The 17,087-nt window shown below is 68.6% G+C and carries 14 protein-coding genes; 10 read left to right on the top strand and 4 right to left on the bottom strand.

All coding sequences use genetic code 11. The features are described from left to right. Positions 1–92: 92 nt before the first annotated feature. Entirely contained in the window at positions 93–548 is a 456-nt protein-coding gene (locus Q9R17_RS08105) for a MarR family transcriptional regulator (protein ID WP_308157901.1), read from the bottom strand. Between the two features lie 609 nt (positions 549–1,157). On the opposite strand from Q9R17_RS08105, the gene folE reads away from it, so the two are divergent. The 4 genes from folE to Q9R17_RS08085 all read left to right on the top strand — a co-directional run bounded on the left by folE (position 1,158) and on the right by Q9R17_RS08085 (position 7,448). Next, entirely contained in the window at positions 1,158–1,769 is a 612-nt protein-coding gene (gene folE, locus Q9R17_RS08100) for a GTP cyclohydrolase I FolE (RefSeq protein ID WP_308157900.1), read from the top strand. Positions 1,770–1,893: 124 nt separating this feature from the next. Further along, a complete protein-coding gene (locus tag Q9R17_RS08095; protein WP_308157899.1) occupies positions 1,894–3,363 on the top strand; it encodes a DUF3375 domain-containing protein in 1,470 nt (489 codons plus the stop codon). Next, positions 3,350–4,051, top strand: coding sequence for a DUF4194 domain-containing protein (locus tag Q9R17_RS08090; protein ID WP_308157898.1), 702 nt, complete (start codon positions 3,350–3,352; stop codon positions 4,049–4,051). Before Q9R17_RS08095 ends, Q9R17_RS08090 begins: the two co-directional genes overlap by 14 nt. 16 nt (positions 4,052–4,067) lie before the next feature. Beyond that, the gene (locus tag Q9R17_RS08085; RefSeq protein ID WP_308157897.1) at positions 4,068–7,448 is read left to right on the top strand and encodes an ATP-binding protein; all 3,381 of its coding nucleotides are present in this window, start codon (positions 4,068–4,070) and stop codon (positions 7,446–7,448) included. A gap of 136 nt (positions 7,449–7,584) precedes the next feature. On the opposite strand, the gene Q9R17_RS08080 is transcribed toward Q9R17_RS08085, so the two are convergent. Beyond that, a complete protein-coding gene (locus tag Q9R17_RS08080) occupies positions 7,585–8,364 on the bottom strand; it encodes a TSUP family transporter (protein ID WP_308157896.1) in 780 nt (259 codons plus the stop codon). 75 nt (positions 8,365–8,439) lie between these two features. On the opposite strand from Q9R17_RS08080, the gene Q9R17_RS08075 reads away from it, so the two are divergent. Next, entirely contained in the window at positions 8,440–8,844 is a 405-nt protein-coding gene (locus Q9R17_RS08075) for a YchJ family metal-binding protein (RefSeq protein ID WP_308157895.1), read from the top strand. On the opposite strand, the gene Q9R17_RS08070 is transcribed toward Q9R17_RS08075, so the two are convergent. After that, a complete protein-coding gene (locus tag Q9R17_RS08070) occupies positions 8,826–10,127 on the bottom strand; it encodes a GGDEF domain-containing protein (protein WP_308157894.1) in 1,302 nt (433 codons plus the stop codon). The two genes, Q9R17_RS08075 and Q9R17_RS08070, sit on opposite strands and share 19 nt — an antisense overlap. Before the next feature lie 141 nt (positions 10,128–10,268). Between Q9R17_RS08070 and egtB the strand changes: the two genes are divergently transcribed. The 5 genes from egtB to Q9R17_RS08045 all read left to right on the top strand — a co-directional run bounded on the left by egtB (position 10,269) and on the right by Q9R17_RS08045 (position 15,337). Continuing rightward, positions 10,269–11,549: an ergothioneine biosynthesis protein EgtB gene (gene egtB, locus Q9R17_RS08065; RefSeq protein WP_308157893.1), complete on the top strand. Its 1,281-nt coding sequence runs from the start codon at positions 10,269–10,271 to the stop codon at positions 11,547–11,549. Continuing rightward, a complete protein-coding gene (gene egtD, locus Q9R17_RS08060; RefSeq protein WP_308157892.1) occupies positions 11,546–12,517 on the top strand; it encodes an L-histidine N(alpha)-methyltransferase in 972 nt (323 codons plus the stop codon). The genes egtB and egtD overlap by 4 nt, the downstream gene beginning before the upstream one ends. Before the next feature lie 95 nt (positions 12,518–12,612). Beyond that, entirely contained in the window at positions 12,613–13,860 is a 1,248-nt protein-coding gene (locus tag Q9R17_RS08055) for a lytic murein transglycosylase (RefSeq protein ID WP_308157891.1), read from the top strand. 59 nt (positions 13,861–13,919) lie between these two features. Then, the gene (locus Q9R17_RS08050; RefSeq protein ID WP_308157890.1) at positions 13,920–14,786 is read left to right on the top strand and encodes a D-hexose-6-phosphate mutarotase; all 867 of its coding nucleotides are present in this window, start codon (positions 13,920–13,922) and stop codon (positions 14,784–14,786) included. Beyond that, a complete protein-coding gene (locus Q9R17_RS08045; protein WP_308157889.1) occupies positions 14,783–15,337 on the top strand; it encodes a DUF2628 domain-containing protein in 555 nt (184 codons plus the stop codon). The genes Q9R17_RS08050 and Q9R17_RS08045 overlap by 4 nt, the downstream gene beginning before the upstream one ends. A 24-nt stretch (positions 15,338–15,361) precedes the next feature. On the opposite strand, the gene Q9R17_RS08040 is transcribed toward Q9R17_RS08045, so the two are convergent. Beyond that, on the bottom strand, positions 15,362–16,543 hold the full coding sequence (locus Q9R17_RS08040) for a benzoate/H(+) symporter BenE family transporter (protein ID WP_308157888.1): 1,182 nt from the start codon (positions 16,541–16,543) through the stop codon (positions 15,362–15,364). Positions 16,544–17,087: the final 544 nt, after the last annotated feature.

Here is a 17,087-nt window from a genome sequence, read left to right as displayed (position 1 = left end):
GCGGGGAGGGGGGAGGCACAACAGCAGCAACAGCAACGGCAAAACGCCGCTGGCGCAGGGACGGCAGCGGCGTCATCGGTTCCTTGGAAAACTCACGTGATCCGGTCGGCAGCCTCGGCCAGCAACTGCCATGCCTTCAGCACCGCGCGCAGCTCGTCCGTGGACAGCGCGCCGAACACTTCCTGGCGCAGGTCGATCAACCGGTCTTCCAGTTCACTGACCAGCGCCTGGCCTTCCCCGGTCAGCCACAGCAGGTTGGCGCGGCGGTCGCTGGCATCGCTTTCGCGGCGCACCAGGCCACTGGCCGAGAGCTTGTCCAGCAGGCGCACCAGCGACGGCCCTTCCATGCCCAGCTGCTGCGCCAGCGCCACCTGGCGGATGCCGCCGCCGGAGCGGCCGATCATCAGCAGGGGCATGGTGCAGGCGGTGGAGATGCCGTAGCTGCCGAGCGTGCCGTCGGCCAGCCGCTGCCACTGCCGCCCTGCGTACAGCAGGCCGGAACTGAGCTGCATCTGCAGCAGGGTGCGCTCGTCGAGGGGTCGGTCCATAAGAGATAGATAGGATACTACTAATTTCCTCCCTATCAATAATTCCGGCTGAATGGGTGGGGGCGGGGGTGCTGAGGAAAGCGTTGCGCCTCGTGTGCTGTCGGTTGGGGTGGCGCAGGGCCGGATGGGCCAGGACACGCCGTAAACCCATCCATGGGGGCTCGTAGGCGCCATCCATGGCGCCTGCGGTCCTGGCCCATCCGGCCCTGCGCCACCCATCCATCACCCCGCAGGCGCGGTGGGTTGGTTCTTTAAAGGCAAAGGCAGGAGCAGTGCGGACTCACGGCCCGCACCCACCACAGCAGTGGCGCGTGGTGCTTCCGAAGCCATGATTCCCAGCGTTTGACCCCGCTTTCGGGCGGTCCGGCCGCGCCCGCAGGAAACTGTCGGAGAGGGGGAGGGACAGGCAGGGCAGGACCGTGAGGCGCATGGATGCGCCGACCGAGCCCCCATGGATGGGTTTACGGCGTGTCCTGCCCTGCCTGTCCCTCCCCCTCTCGCTCAGCAGCAGCTACGCGCCAACAACGCCCCCCGATGAACCGTCCCCACAGGACGACCCACCCGCCTGTCAGGTACGATGCTCGCCCCCCGTTCGGGACGCTGTACGTAATGAGCAAGCACAACGAAAAGGCCGCCCCGCAGGGCGACGTGACCCAGGACCAGGCCGAGGATGCCGTGCGCACCCTGCTGCGCTGGGCCGGTGAGGACCCGTCCCGCGAAGGCCTGCTGGATACCCCCCGCCGTGTCGCCGAAGCCTACGGCGACTGGTTCAGCGGCTACCGCGACGACCCGCGCGCCTACATGGAGCGCACCTTCGAGGAAGTGGCCGGCTACGATGAACTGATCGTCCTGCGCGACATCGAATACGAAAGCCACTGCGAACACCACATGGCGCCGATCATCGGCCGTGTGCATGTCGGCTACCTGCCGGCCGGCAAGGTGGTGGGCATCAGCAAGCTGGCCCGCGTGGTCGAAGCCTACGCCCGCCGCTTCCAGGTGCAGGAAAAGATGACCGCGCAGATCGCCCAGTGCATCCAGGATGTGCTGCAGCCGATCGGCGTCGGCGTGGTCGTCGAAGGCGCCCATGAGTGCATGACCACCCGCGGCATCCACAAGCGCGGCGTCAGCATGGTCACCTCCAAGATGCTCGGCAGCTTCCGCGAGGATGCGCGCACCCGCGCCGAGTTCCTGCGTTTCATCGAAGTGGGCAGCAAGCGCTGAGCCGCGCGGCCCCGTACTGCCGGCCCACCGTGGCCGGCCGGCCCATGGCTGCCCCCGTGGTGGCCATGCGTGGCGGCGTGCTGCCGCCTGCTTCCCTCCGTCCTGCAACCTGCCCAGTCGCTGCATGAAGCACCGCGAACGCATCACCCGTTACCGCCACCTGCGTGAACAGCCGCAATGGAAGCTGCTCGCCGCCGACCACGCCCCGGAAATCATCGGCCTGCTGCAGGGCCTGCTGATGGACGGCGAGCGCACCCTGCCGGCCGGCGTCCTGCACGACCGTCTGCAACGCGCGCTGGACCAGCTCAACAGCGATGAACTCGTGCGTGACCTGCCGCGTACCGCGCAGGCCTATGTCGCCCACTGGCTGGCCCAGGGCTGGCTGGAACGCCGCCTGCCCGAAGGCGCCGACCAGGAACAGTACGAGCTCTCCACCCAGGCCATGCAGGCGATCCGCTTTGCCGACAGCCTGGAACAGGCCCGTGCGGCAGCCACCGAAAGCCGGCTGGCCCTGGTCATCGAGCAGCTCGCGCAGCTGGCCGCGCAGACCGAGGCCGACCCGGATGCACGCCTGCTGGCCCTGCGCGATGAACGCGAGCGCATCGATGCGGAAATCGCCCGCGTCAGCGCCGGCCGGGTCATCGCCCTGGACGGCAAGCGCGCGCTGGAACGCACGCGCCAGATCATCGGCCTGGCCGACGACCTGACCGAGGATTTCCGCCGCGTCCGCGACGATTTCGAGAAGCTCAACCGCGATTTCCGCGAACGCATCATCGATGATGAAGGTGAGCGCGGCGATGTGCTGACCAAGCTGTTCGAAGGCGTGGACATCATCGGCGAGAGCGACGCCGGCCGCAGTTTCCAGGCCTTCTGGCGGCTGCTCAACGATGCCGAGCAGAGCGCCCAGCTCGATGCAGCGCTGGAAACCGTGCTCGCCCGTGGCTTCGCCCGCCGCTTGGACCGCAACGAACGCAACTTCCTGCGCGGCTTCACCAGCACCATGCTCGAGCGCGGTGGCCAGGTGCATGACGTGCTGCAGAATTTCGCACGCAGCCTGCGCGGCTTCGTGCAGAGCCGCGGCTACCTGGAACAGCGTCGCCTCAACCAGCTGCTCAAGCAGGCCCAGTCCGAGGCCCTTGCCCTGCGCGATGAATTCCCGGCACAGCGCTCGATCGGCCGCGACCTGCAGCTGACCACCAGCCGGCTGCGCTCGCTGTCGCAGTGGAAGCTGCATGACCCGCGCACGGTCGATGTCGATGGCAGCGTGGAGTACAACGATGCTGCGGCGATCAGCCTGGAAAGCGTCGGCGACCTGGTGGCCTCGTCGGAAATCGACTTCCGCACCCTGCGCATGGACCTGCATGACCTGCTGGGCACGCAGCCACGGTTGAGCATCGCCCAGGCACTGGCGCAGCGCGAAGCGCCGCAGGGCCTGGGCAGCGTCATCGGCTACCTGTCGCTGGGTACCCGCTTCGGCACCGTCATCGACGGCGAACAGGAACTCGCCACCTGGCGCGGCGGCGATGGCCAGGTACGCCGTGCCCGCATTCCGCTGGTCTGGTTCACCCAGGAGAAACGCCATGAACTGGCATGAAGATCCCATCGAGGCCGCGCAGGCCGATCTGGTTGAAGACCTCTATGAGGCCGAGCCGGCCGTGCCTGCAGCGCAGCCCAAGCGCGGCAACGACGTGTACTACATGGGCGATACCGGCCGCCTGCCGCTGGATGCGCGCCGCGCGCTGTGCCAGCTGCTGATCGGCCCGAGCATCGACCAGCTGCGCCACGCCAAGCTGTGGCCAGCGCTGATCCGCAGCGAAGCCGGCATCCGCACCGCGTTGTCGGACCTGTTCCTGGAACTGGTGCTCGACCGTGACAGCGGTGTGGCCTTCACCCGCCAGGCCGACACCGAAGACGTCGATGCGCCGGTACTGCTGCGCACCTCGCCGCTGACCTTCATCGACTCGGTGCTGCTGCTGTACCTGCGCCAGCAGCTGGGCGAAGCCGATGCGCGCGGCAACCGCGCCGTGGTGGCCGATGCCGAGATGGCCGAAGCCCTGGCCGTCTACGAGAAGAACCTGTCCACCGACCGTGCCGGCTTCAACCGCCGCGTGGCCAGTGCCGTGCAGAAGATGAAGGACAACCACATCCTGACCCGCCTGGCCGGCCAGGAAGACCGCCACGAAGTGTCGCCGGCGCTGAAGCTGCTGTTCTCCGCCGAAGATGTGTCCCAGCTGTCGGCGGTCTACCGCCAGCTGCGTGAAACCCCGGCCGCCGAAGCCTGAGAAACGAATCGACCGCATGGCCATTTCCAAGCACACCCCCGCCCTGTTCAACGACGGCCTGCCCGACCCGCGCCAGCAGCAGTTCCGCATGCGCCGGCTGCAGGTGCACAACTGGGGCACCTTCAACGGTCTGACCGAAGTGCCGATCGCCGAGCGTGGCTTCCTGTTCGTCGGCCGCTCCGGCTCGGGCAAGTCGACCCTGCTCGATGCGATGTCCGCGCTGCTGGTGCCGCCGGCCATCGTCGACTTCAATGCGGCCGCCCGCGAAGCCGAGCGCAGTGGCCGCGACCGCAACCTGGTGTCCTACGTGCGCGGTGCATGGGCCGACCAGCACGACAGCGGCACCGGTGAAATCGCCACCCAGTACCTGCGCAAGGGCGCGACCTGGACGGCGCTGGTGCTGGAATACCGCAGCGGCGATGGCCGCGTGGTCAGCCTGGTGCGCCTGTTCTGGATCGCCGGCAACGGCACCGCCGCCGCCGATGTGCGCAAGCATTACCTGATTGCCGAGCGCCCGTTCGACATCGCCAAGGACCTGGGCGGTTTCGACCTGGACCTGCGCAAGCTCAAGCAGAAGCTGGCCGACGTGCATCACTTCGATGCCTTCTCCGGCTACGCCGAGCGCTTCCGCCACCTGCTCGGGATCGAGAACGACATGGCGCTGCGCCTGCTGCACAAGACGCAGTCGGCGAAGAACCTCGGCGATCTGAACGTCTTCCTGCGTGACTTCATGCTGGATACGCCCAAGACCTTCGACGCCGCCGAGCGCCTGGTCAGCGATTTCGCCGAGCTCGATGCCGCCCACCAGGCGGTGGTCACCGCGCGCCGCCAGGTCGAAACCCTGCTGCCCGCGCGCTCGCACTACGGTGAACTGCGCGCGATGACCCGCCAGCGTGGGGATGACGAGTCGCTCAAGCTCGGCATCGACAGCTTCCGCGAAACCCGCCGTCAGCAGCTGATCGACGCACGCCTCAAGGAAATGGACGTACGCGACCGCGGCCTGCTGGGCGAAGAATCGCAGCGCCGCGCCGCGCTCGACAACCACCAGGCGCGCCTGGCCGAACTGGAACTGCAGCGCCGCCAGCAGGGCGGTGAGCGCATCGAGGAACTGGAACGCGAGCAGGGCCGCGCCGAGGCCGAGCGCGACCGTCGCCTGGCCAAGCGTGATCAGGTCCGCGACGCCGCCGAAGAACTGCAGCAGGCGCTGCCTGAGAACGCGCACGGCTTCGCCGAACTGGTCGAGGCCGCGCAGGCCGAACTGCAGGACCGCCAGCGCGCATCAGCGGCGCTGGATGAAGCCATCACCGAACGCCTGGGCGGCAAGCGCGATGACGAGCGCCGTTTCGGTGACGTGCGCTCGGAACTGGAAACGATGCAGCGCACGCCGTCCAGCATTCCCGCCCCCCTGCAGAAGCTGCGCGCCCGGCTGGCCGAGGAAACCGGCATTTCCGAAGCCGCGCTGCCGTTCGTCGGCGAGCTGATCCAGGTCCGCGAGGAGGAAAGCGGCTGGCAGGGCTCGATCGAGCGCGTGCTGTCCGGTTTCGCCCAGTCGCTGCTGGTCGACGACCGCCATTACAACGACGTGGCCGAGTGGGTGAACCGCACCCACCTGGGCATGCGCTTCACCTACTACCGCGTGCGCCGCAACGACGAGGCCTTCGCCCGCGATCCCTCGCCGCGCTCGCTGCTGCACAAGCTGGAACTGCGCGACCATGTGTTCGAGCCGTGGCTGCGCCGCGAGCTGGGCAAGCGCTTCGACTACGAGTGCGTGGATGCCAAGCAGCTGCGCAACGTCGATCGCGGCATCACCCGCGAAGGCCAGGTCAAGCATCCGGGCGACCGCTTCGAGAAGGACGACCGCAATGCCGTCGGCGATCGCCGCCGCTGGCTGCTGGGCTTCAACAACCGCGACAAGCTGGCCGTCTACGAAAAGGAAGCGCAGGAACTGGCCAAGCGCATCGCCAGCTGTGACACCGACATCGCGCGCCTGCGCAGCCAGCGCGACCGTGACAACGATCGCCGCCTGGCCTGCCACCAGCTGGTCGGCATCAGCTGGAACGAGATCGACGTCGCCGCACCGCTGCAGCGCCTGGCCGACATCGAGGCCAACCTGCGTGAGCTGCGCGAAGGCAACGCCGATCTGGAGCGTCTGGCCAAGCAGATCGACGCCGCGCGTGCTGACATCGAGCAGGCGCGCCGTACCTACGAAGACACCCGCGTGGAGCGCGGCCAGCTGGTCCGGGAACGCGACCGCCTGGATCGCGCCCGCCAGCAGAGCCGTGCCCTGGTGCTGCCTGCCCTGGGCGAAGAACAGGAAGCCGGCCTGGCCGCGCGCCTGCAGGAACAGGGGCCGCTCAGCCTGGAAACGCTCGAAGCGCACATGCGCCAGGTCAGCAACGCGCTGAACGAGCAGCTGTCCTCCTCGCAGCAGGACGTCAACCGCATCGAGAACCAGCTGTTGGGTTGCTTCCGCCGCTTCGTGCAGCAGTGGCCGGAGGAATCGGGCGATTTCACCGTGTCGGTGGCCTCGGCCGATGATTTCCTGGCCCGCCTGGAACGCCTGGAGCGCGATGGCCTGCCGCAGCACGAAGAGCGCTTCTTCGACCTGCTGCAGAACCAGAGCAAGAACAACCTGCTGGCTCTGCAGCGCCACAGCGCCGAGGCCCGCAAGTCGATCGGCCAGCGCCTGGACGAAGTCAACGCCAGCCTGGAGCAGGTGCCGTTCAACCGCGGCACGCTGCTGACCATCGAACTGAACGACCGCCGCCTGCCGGAAGTGCTGGAGTTCCACCAGCAGCTGCGTGAAGTGCTGTCCCAGCAGCAGACCGAGCAGCGTGACCTGGCCGAAGCGCAGTTCGGCGTGCTGCGGCAGCTGGTCAACCGCCTCGGCTCGCAGGAAGGCGAAGACCGGCGCTGGCGTGAGAACGTGCTCGACGTGCGCCTGCACGTGGAGTTCATCGGCGTGGAACTGGATGCGGACACGCGCCAGCAGGTCGAAATCTACCGCAGCGGTGCCGGCAAATCCGGTGGCCAGCGGCAGAAGCTGGCCACCACCTGCCTGGCGGCCGCACTGCGCTACCAGCTGGGCGGCGCCGACAGCCAGCTGCCCAGCTATGCCGCCGTGGTGCTCGATGAAGCCTTCGACAAGGCCGACAACGAGTTCACCGCCCTGGCGATGAACATCTTCGACAACTTCGGTTTCCAGATGGTGGTGGCCACGCCGCTGAAATCGGTGATGACGCTGGAACCGTTCATCGGGGGGGCCTGCTTCGTCGAAATCAGCGGCCGCCACGATTCGGGCGTGCTGCTGATCGAATACGACGAGGAAGGCAAGCGCCTGAAGCTGCCCGAGCGCAGCCGCCAGCAGGCGGCCGAACCGGAAGACGCCGAGGCCTGAGTGCCTCGGCGGCACGCGGTGGCGCCGGGTCCTGCCCGGCGGTGTTCCCTGTAGCGCCGAGCCACGCTCGGCTGCGCTTCGCGACCGGAACCCACGTGCCAACCAGGGTTGGCACCTGCCAGGTCATGACGCCCGATCACGAACCGCGGAAGGTATCCCACCCCATCCGCGCGATCAGCACCACCACCAGCGCCACGAACAGCTTGCGGATGAACGGTGTGCCGCCCTTCAGTGCCAGCCGCGTGCCCACCACCGAACCCACGATGTTCGCCGCCGCCATCGGCACCGCGAACAGCCACAGGATGTTGCCGGTCGGGATGAAGAACGAGATGGCCGCCAGGTTGGTGGCCAGGTTGACCACCTTCGAGGCCGCCGAGGCGCGCAGGAAGTCCAGTCCGAAGAAGCGCACGAACAGGAAGATCAGGAAGCTGCCGGTGCCCGGCCCGAAGAAGCCGTCGTAGAAACCGATCGCCGCCCCGATCGCCAGCGCCACCAGCAGCTCCCTGCGGCCGATCGCGCGCGGGCGGTGCAGGGCGCCGAAATCCTTCTTCCACAGCGTGTAGCCCAGCATCGCCACCAGCAGCACCAGCACCAGCGGTCGCACCGCATCCTTGGGCAGCAGGCTCACCGCCGTCGCCCCGGCGAAAGAGAACACGAAGGCCGTGGCAGCAGCGAACAGCACCGGCCGCCACGGGAAGCGCACATTGCGTGCATAGCGCCACGCCGCGGCCCCGGTGCCGAACATCGAACTGAACTTGTTGGTGCCGAACAGCAGGGCAGGGCTCTGCTGCGGCAGCACGGTGAACAGCCCGGGCAGCTGCACCAGCCCACCGCCACCCACCGCGGCATCGACCAGGCCGGCGATGAAGGCGATGGCCACCAGCCACCACAACTCAGGGGGAACCAGTTCCAGCACGGCAGCCAACCAACGGGAGGGCGCGACAGCATACGCCTGTCGCCCCGGCCCGGCGCGGGCGACAATGCCCGCATGATGAGCCCTTCTTCCCGTGATGCCGCCAGCGCGGCCTGCCCCTGTGGCCTGCCGGCCCGCTACGAGGCCTGCTGCGGCCTGTTCCATGCCGGCGCCCCCGCCCCGGATGCCGAGCGTCTGATGCGGTCGCGCTACAGCGCTTACGTACTGCAGCGTGCCGACTACCTGCTGGCCACCTGGCACCCCGATACACGCCCGGCCGAGCTGTCACTGGACGATGCGCCGGGCCAGCGCACGCAGTGGCTGGGGCTGTCGGTGCACGCGCACACGGTCACCGGCATCGACAGCGCCGAGGTCCGCTTCACCGCCCGCTACCGCATCGGCGGTGGCAGTGCCGTGCGCATGGCCGAGCACAGCCGCTTCCTGCGTCTGGACGGCCGCTGGTACTACCTCGACGCGGTCTGAGCGTCCGTAGCGCGTACGTCCGGCTGCCGCGCGCCGGCGTCGGCCTGCACGCGGTTGCGGCCCTGCGCCTTGGCCGCGTACAGCGCCTGGTCGGCGGCCTTGACCACCGCCGCCGGGGAGCGCCCGCCGCGGCTGTCGGCCAGGCCGATGCTTACCGTCACCTGCACCTTCGCTCCGTTGCCGCCGTGCCCGCGCTGCTGCTGGCCCAGTGCATCGTCCTGGCTGCGCGTGCTGCGGTCGCGCAGCTGCATCGGGCAGGCGGCAATCGTCGCCCGCAGCTGCTCCACGGCCCCCGTGCAGGCCTGTGCGGGCCGGTCCAGGAAGACCAGCGCGAATTCCTCGCCGCCGTAGCGGAACGCCTGGCCACCATCGCCCACCCGTGCCAGGCGGGCTGCCACCAGCCGCAGCACGTCATCGCCCGCGTCATGGCCATGGGTATCGTTGAAGTGCTTGAAATGGTCCACATCGACCATCGCCACGCTGAAGGTACCGCCTGCCCGCTGCAGGCAGGCATTGAACGCACGCCGGCCTGGAAGCCCGGTCAGTTCATCGCGGAAGGCCATGTGGAAGGATTCCTGCAGCATCGCCGCCAGCACCAGCAGCAGGGCGGCCACGCTTGCGGCCGGCAGCAGCGCCGGTTGCAGGAAGATCCGTGGCAGCATCCACCACAGGCACAGCAGCGCCAGCAGCATCGCCGTGTGCAGGGGCCGCGGCCGGCGCCAGGCCTGCCAGCCCAGCAGGCCGGTGGCCAGCAGGAACAGCAGCGCCGGCAGCTGCGCCAGCGCGCTCCAGCCGGCCGGCAGCCACGCCAGGTGGCGGTTGGACAACAGATCGTGCATGGCCTGCGGCTGCTGGCTGGCCAGCAGCAGGAACAGGCCCAGCGCCGCACCGGTGATGACGGTGCGCAGCAGCAGATCGCGCCGGCGGCGGCCCCGTTCGGGCCACACCGCATGCCCGGCGAACAGCAACGGCAACCAGGTGCTGACCGCATGGAAGCGCAGCGGCGTCAGCGCGGCCACGTCGCCATGGCGCAGGTAATGACCGACATCATCGTGCAGGACCGCAGCACTGGCCGCCATCACCAGCAGCAGGCACAGCGCACGCATCTGGTGGTAAGCGATGGCCAGGCCGACGCCCAGGCAGGCCAGCAGCCACGGCAGGATGTGCTGGCCGGCGCTGCCCACTTCGGTCGCCGGTGTGGCCGCCCACAACGCCAGCGCCACCGCCAGCGCAGGAAGGGTGAACAGGTAATGGGCAGGCTGGCGTAACGGGTGCACAGGCAAGCGGAGATCCAGCGCAGTGGCGATGCGTCTGCAGCACAGCCGTTAGCGGCCTGCATCGGCCCGACTTGAACGCACCAATGTGAATGCGTTGCGGCCCTGCCATGACATCGTACTCACCTGCGCTGGCCGATCCTGCGCGGCATGGACAGCGCTTCCGTCGCCCCGCTTTCGCCCTGGTTGCGCAGCCTGCGTGACCACTATGTACAGGTACGGGCCCGCAGCCTGCAGCTGGTCGCCCCGCTCAGCCCCGAAGATGCCATGGTGCAGAGCATGGACGACGCCAGCCCGGCCAAATGGCACCTGGCCCACACCACCTGGTTCTTCGAACGCTTCGTGCTGGGGGCGGTGCCCGGCTACCGGCCGGCGCATGCGCAGTGGGACTACCTGTTCAACAGCTACTACAAGAGTATCGGCCCGGCCCACGCGCGCCCGCAGCGTGGCCTGCTGTCCCGGCCGAGCCTGCAGGAGGTGCACGACTACCGCCGCCAGGTCGATCACCATCTGCTTGACCGGCTGCAGGCCGGTGATGTGCCGGCGCATGCCCTGCCACACCTGGTCCTGGGCCTGCAGCACGAGCAGCAGCACCAGGAACTGCTGCTGACCGACATCAAGCACGCCTTGTGGAGCAACCCGCTGCAGCCCCCTTACCGCGAGGATCTTGCCGCAGCCCCGTCACCGGCGGGCGAGGCAGCCCTGCGCTGGCAGGACGTGGGCGAACAGATCATCGACATCGGCGCACCGGCGTGGCCCCAGCAGGCGCGCTTTGCCTACGACAACGAATCCCCGGTGCACCGGGTGCTGGTACCGGCGCATACCCTGGCCGAACGTCCGCTCAGCAATGCCGAGTTCTGGCAGTTCATCGACGATGGCGGCTACCGTGACCCGCGCTGGTGGATGAGCGAAGGCTGGGCACTGCGCGAAGCGCAGGGCTGGCAGCATCCGCTGTACTGGGATGATGCCCTGCAGCGCGAATACACCCTGGGTGGCTGGCGTGACCTCGATCCGCAGGCGCCGGCCAGCCACCTGAGCTATTTCGAAGCCGACGCCTGCGCCCGCTGGTCCGGCGCCCGCCTGCCCACCGAGTTCGAATGGGAAGCGGCCGCCGCGGGCCGCCCGCCACAGGGCCACTTCGCCGACGATGACCGGCTGCACCCGCAGGCCGGTGCCGGCGAAGGCCTGCGCCAGCTGTTCGGCGATGTATGGGAATGGACCAGCAGTGCCTACGGTCCCTATCCGGGGTTCCGCACCTTCGCCGGCAGCCTGGGCGAATACAACGGCAAGTTCATGTGCGGGCAGTGGGTGCTGCGTGGCGGCTCCTGTGCCACGCCGGCCGGCCATGTCCGCGCCAGCTACCGCAACTTCTTCGCCCCACCCGCACGCTGGCAGTTCAGTGGCCTGCGCCTGGCACGGGATACCGAATGAGCACCGTACAGACCGCGCGTGATGCGCTGACCGACCTTACCCCCAGCCGCGAGCGCATCCTGGCCGATGTGGTGGCCGGCCTGTCACGGCAGCCGCGCCAGCTGCCCTCCACGTATTTCTACGATGCCGCCGGCTCGGCATTGTTCGAACAGATCACCCGCACCCCCGAGTACTACCCCACCCGTACCGAACTGGCCCTGCTGCAGCGTTGCCTGCCTGCGGTGGCGCGCGCGGTGGGGCCGAACGTGCACGTGGTCGAACTGGGCAGCGGCAGCGGCCGCAAGACGGCGCTGCTGCTGGCCGCACTGGTCGATCCGGTGGCCTACACGCCCATCGAGATTTCCCGCGCCGCGCTGCTGGCCAGCATTGATCGCCTGGCCGTGGCCCTGCCGGAGGTGGAAATGCTGCCGGTCTGCGCCGATTTCACCCGCCCGGTCACACTGCCCGAACCGGAACGCGAACCGGCGCGCCGCCTGCTGTTCTTCCCCGGCTCCACGCTGGGCAATTTCGAACGCGAGCAGGCGGTCAACCTGCTGCGCGCGATGCGCCGGACGATGGGCGACGACGGCCTGGCCCTGGTCGGCATCGATCTGGACAAGGATCCGGTGCTTGTGGAAGCGGCCTACAACGATGCCGATGGGGTCACCGCCGCGTTCACCCTGAATCTGCTGCGCCGGCTCAACCGCGAGATCGGCAGCGATTTCGACCTTACCGCGTTCCGCCACCGCGCCCGCTACAGCACCAGCGCCCTGCGTATCGAGACCGATCTGGTCAGCCAGCGCCTGCAGGAGGTGCGCATCGGCGGCCAGGTGTTCGTGTTCCAGGCCGGTGAACCGATCCGCGTGGAGTACAGCCACAAGTACAACGATGCGGTGTTCGACGCGTTGCTGGCCGAGGCCGGCCTGGCCATCGCTGCACGCTGGGATACCGCGCCCGCCTATGGCCTGCGCCTGCTGCGCGCGGTCTGATGCGGTCCGCGCAGTGGCATGCCGGCGGGGAAGGGCTGCAGGCCCCGGTGGCCTGGCCTACCATGGTCCTCGCAACGGCTGCACGGAGGACGCCAATGCCCCGCCTGTTCCGCCCCGGCATCGCCCTGGTACTGATCCTGCTCGCTGCATCACCGGCACCGGCGGCGCCGGCCGATCCGGCGTTCACGGCCTGCCTGGCCCGGTTGCAGGCCAGCGCCGCGAAGCAGGGCATGCCCGCCGAACGCTTTGCCGCACTCACCGCCGATCTGGTGCCCGATCCCAGCGTGCTCGGCCTGCTCGACGCGCAGCCGGAATTCACCACGCCCATCTGGGATTACCTGGCGGCGCTGGTCGATCGGCAGCGGGTCGACGACGGGCGGGCCATGCTGGTACAGCACCGTGACCTGCTCACGCAGGTATCGGCGCAGTATGGCGTTGATCCTGCGACCATCGTCGCCGTATGGGGTGTGGAGAGCGATTACGGCCGGGTGTTCGGCAAGCGCCCGCTGCTGCAGTCGCTGGCCACGCTGTCCTGTGCTGGCCGCCGCCAGCCGTTCTTCCGCGGCGAACTGCTGGCCCTGCTTGCGCTGATCGATGCCGGCCACCTGCAGCCGCAGGGGTTGGTCGGTTCCTGGGCCGGTGCGTTCGGGCATACCCAGTTCATGCCCAGCACCTATGCACGCATCGCGGTGGATGGTGACGGCGATGGTCGTCGCGATCTGGTCGGCAGCGTTCCCGACGCACTGGCTTCCACCGCGAACTACCTTGCCCGCGCCGGCTGGCGCAGTGGTGAACCCTGGGGCGTGGAAGTCCGTGTGCCGCCCGGTTTCGTTGCCAGCCAGGCCGGGCGCACCCAGCGCAGGCCGCTGTCGCACTGGCGCGGGCAGGGCATCACCCTGCTCGATGGCAGCACGCTTGCCGTGCCGGGCATCGTCGATGACGCCCGCAGTGCCCTGTTGCTGCCGGCCGGCGTGACCGGCCCGGCCCTGCTGGTGTTCCGCAACTACGACGCCATCTACAGCTACAACGCGGCCGAAAGTTACGCCCTGGCCATCGCCACCCTGGCCGACCAGCTGCGCGGTGGCAGCGGCCTGGCCACCGCCTGGCCCACCGATGATCCCGGTCTCGGCCGTGATGGCCGCCGTCAGTTGCAGCAGCAGCTGCTCGCGCGTGGTCATGCGATCGGCGAGGCCGACGGCATGATCGGTACTGCCAGCCGCCGTGCCATCCAGATCGAACAGCGTCGCCTGGGCTGGCCCGACGCCGATGGCCGCGCCGGCCAGCGCATCCTGCAGGCCCTGCAGCAGGAGGCCGCCGCCGCGCCCGCCAACGGCACCCGGTAAGCCTTGCCGCCACCCCGCATCGCACGACATCATCGGCGGCGATATCACGGAGCCCGCCCATGCAGTTGATCCCGGAAGTGACCACCGGCCTCTACCACGGCCTTGAGGCCTGGCAGGTACAGACCGCTTCGGCGACGGCGGTGATCAGCGTATTCGGTGGCCAGCTGCTGTCCTATGTGCCTGCCGGCCAGCCGGATCTGCTGTGGTTGTCACCGACGCGGGCGGCGCTGCCCACGCCCATCCGTGGTGGCGTGCCTATCTGCTGGCCGTGGTTCGGTCGCCAGGGCCAGCCGGCTGACGCACCCGCGCATGGCCGGGTGCGTACCGCGCGCTGGCAGCTGCAGCAGGCCAGCCGCCTGCCCGATGGCGATGTCGAACTGGAACTGGTGCCGGTGCGTGCCGACGCGGCGGCCCTGCGGTTGTCCATGCAGCTGCGCATCGGCGCCCGGCTGCACCAGCAGCTGCACAGCCACAACACCGGTGCCGACCCAGTCACCCTGACCCAGGCACTGCACAGCTATTTCCGTGTGGGCGACGCCACCCGGGTGGAGGTCGACGGTGTCGATGGGCTGCATTACCTGGACAAGTACGAGGACTATGCCCAGCCGCGCCTGCAGCAGGGCCCATGGCATCTGCGTGATCCACGCGATCCCGGCCGCAGCGACCGCATCTATCCCGGCACGTCCGGGCACTACGTGCTGCGTGATCCGGTCCTGCAGCGCCGCATCGACATCCACAGCGAAGGCAGTCATACCCTGGTCGCCTGGAACCCCGGTGCCGAGGCGGCCGCGCAGATGGCCGATGTCGGCGAAGGCTGGCACGACTATGTCTGTCTGGAAGTGGCCAACGCCGGACCGGACGTGATCGAGCTGGCACCCGGGGCCAGCCACCGGATGGACCAGATCCTGTCGAGCAGCGCCCTGTGAACCCGCCGCCGGACCTGCCGGGCATCAACCCCTACGCGGCTCCGGCCGAAGGGGACGAGCAGCGACAGCTGGACGAGGCGATGGCCGTCTATGACCGGCACCCCCGGCTGGCGCGGATCGTCGACAACAACTTCGCGGTGTACGTCCAGCTGTGGCGTCTGGATCGCGTTCCGCCCGGCTGGCCGCGCCTGTGGCACTGGCCGGCCTTCCTGTTCGACTTCCACTGGCTGCTGTACCGGCGCATGTACCTGCTTGCGGTGCTGTATATCGTGCTCGGCTACATCGGGGGCATCGTGATCGGGCTGGCCGGCGTCGCCAACGCCGCGGTGTGGTGGGTGGTGCTGGCGATGAAGCTGGTGCTGGCGCTGGCAGCCAATGGACTCTACCTGCGGCGTTGCCGCGCGGTGATCGCCCGAGCCGAGGCGCTGCATCCCGGCGATCCGCCCCGCGTCGATGCCGCCATCGACCGTCGCCGCGGCGTCAGCCTGTATGCCCTGGCCATCGGTATCGGCTGGAGCGTCCTCAACGAGCTCTTCGTCCGCTTCGCCTGAGGCCGGTGGTGCCGCCCGTCGGCATCACGCCCGTGGCCGCAGCACCAGCAGGCAGGCCACGCCGGCCAGCAGTCCCCAGAAGGCCGAACCGATTCCGGCCAGCGACACGCCCGAAGCCGTGACCAGGAACGTGACCAGGGCCGCCTCGCGGTCACGCTCGGCCGCCAGCGCCGTGGCCAGGCTGTTGCCGATGGTGCCGAACAGGGCGATGCCGGCCACGCAGGCCACCAGCTCCTTCGGGAACGCGGCGAACACCGCCGCCACGGTCGCACCGAACAGGCCGATCAGCACATAGAAGGCACCCGCCGCCATGGCGGCGGTGTAGCGGCGGGCCGGGTCCTCATGGGCATCGCGGCCCATGCAGATCGCGGCGGTGATCGCCGCCAGGTTCAGTGCGTAGGCGCCGAACGGTGCCAGCAGCGTGTTGACCACGCCGATCCAGCCGATCACGGGCGAGACCGGCGCGTCATAGCCGGAGGCCCGCAGCACGGCGACGCCGGGGATGTTCTGCGATGCCATGGTGACCACGAACAGGGGCAGGGCGATGCCGGCCACGGCTGCCCATGACAGCGCCGGCGGGGTCCAGACCGGGTGTGCCAGCTGCAGCTGCACGCCCTGCCACTGCAGTCGGCCCTGCACGGCCGCCACCACGATGCCGGTCAGCAGGGTGGCGATGACCGCATAGCGGGGAAACAGCCGGCGACCGGCCAGCCAGACCGCGAACATCGCCAGCGCCATGCCCAGTGCGGTGTTCATCGCCAAGAACACATCCAGCCCGAAGCGCAGCAGCACACCGGCCAGCATGCCGGCGGCCAGCGCCATCGGCACCCGCTGCATCAGCCGCGCGAACAGGCCGGAGAAACCCACCAGCATGCCCAGCACGGCGGCCAGCAGGAAGGCACCGATGGCCTCGGGCAGCGGCACACCGCTGGTACCCACCACCAGCATCGCTGCACCGGGTGTGGACCAGGCGGTTACCACCGGCACGCGGTAACGCAGCGACAGGCCGATGCAGGTCACGCCCATGCCCAGGCCAAGGGCCCACATCCACGAGGCGATCTCCGCCTGGTTGGCGCCCACCGCCTGTGCCGCCTGGAACACGATCACCGCAGAGCTGGCAAATCCCACCAGCACGGTGATGAAGCCGGCAACGATCGCCGGCATCGAAAGGTCACGCCACCAGGGCTGGCGTGGTGACATCTGCATTGCGCGTTCTCCGGTGTGCAACCGTCTATAGATACCGCCTGCGCCGTTGACCGCGCAACGCGCGGGCAACGGCGCGCTGATGCGTGCATGCATGCCATGCCGGGCGAAACCGGTGGTGTTGTCATCAGCGTTGAAGAAAGGTGTTGACGAATCCGTCAGGATCTCTAGAATTCGCTCCCTCGCTGCAGCACGGCGGCTTCTTCGGAAGCAGTCACGCAGGCAGCAACGCCACCACCGACGAACGAGATGATCGAACGAAGGTGTTGACGGACTCGAAAAGTCCGGCATAATAGGCGGCTCGCAACGACGAAAGACCTTCGGGTCCAACGACGAAGCAGCATCGGCAACAACGTCCACCTCGGTGCGACGGCCTTGAAAAAAGGTGTTGACGAAGCGGAAAAGCCGGCTATAATGGGCGGCTCGCTACGAAGGAAACTTCGCAGCACACGGGAACGGCGCTGAGGCCACTTCCCCCGATCTTTGAAAGTATGCGCAGGTATCTTGTGAAGGCGCCTGCAGGAAGGATGATTGTCCATCTTGCAGA

This window comes from Stenotrophomonas sp. 24(2023) (genome assembly GCF_030913365.1).
Classification (GTDB): Bacteria; Pseudomonadota; Gammaproteobacteria; order Xanthomonadales; family Xanthomonadaceae; genus Stenotrophomonas.
Note: the sequence above shows the minus strand (reverse complement) of the source record. Positions and strands in the feature narration are given on the sequence as shown.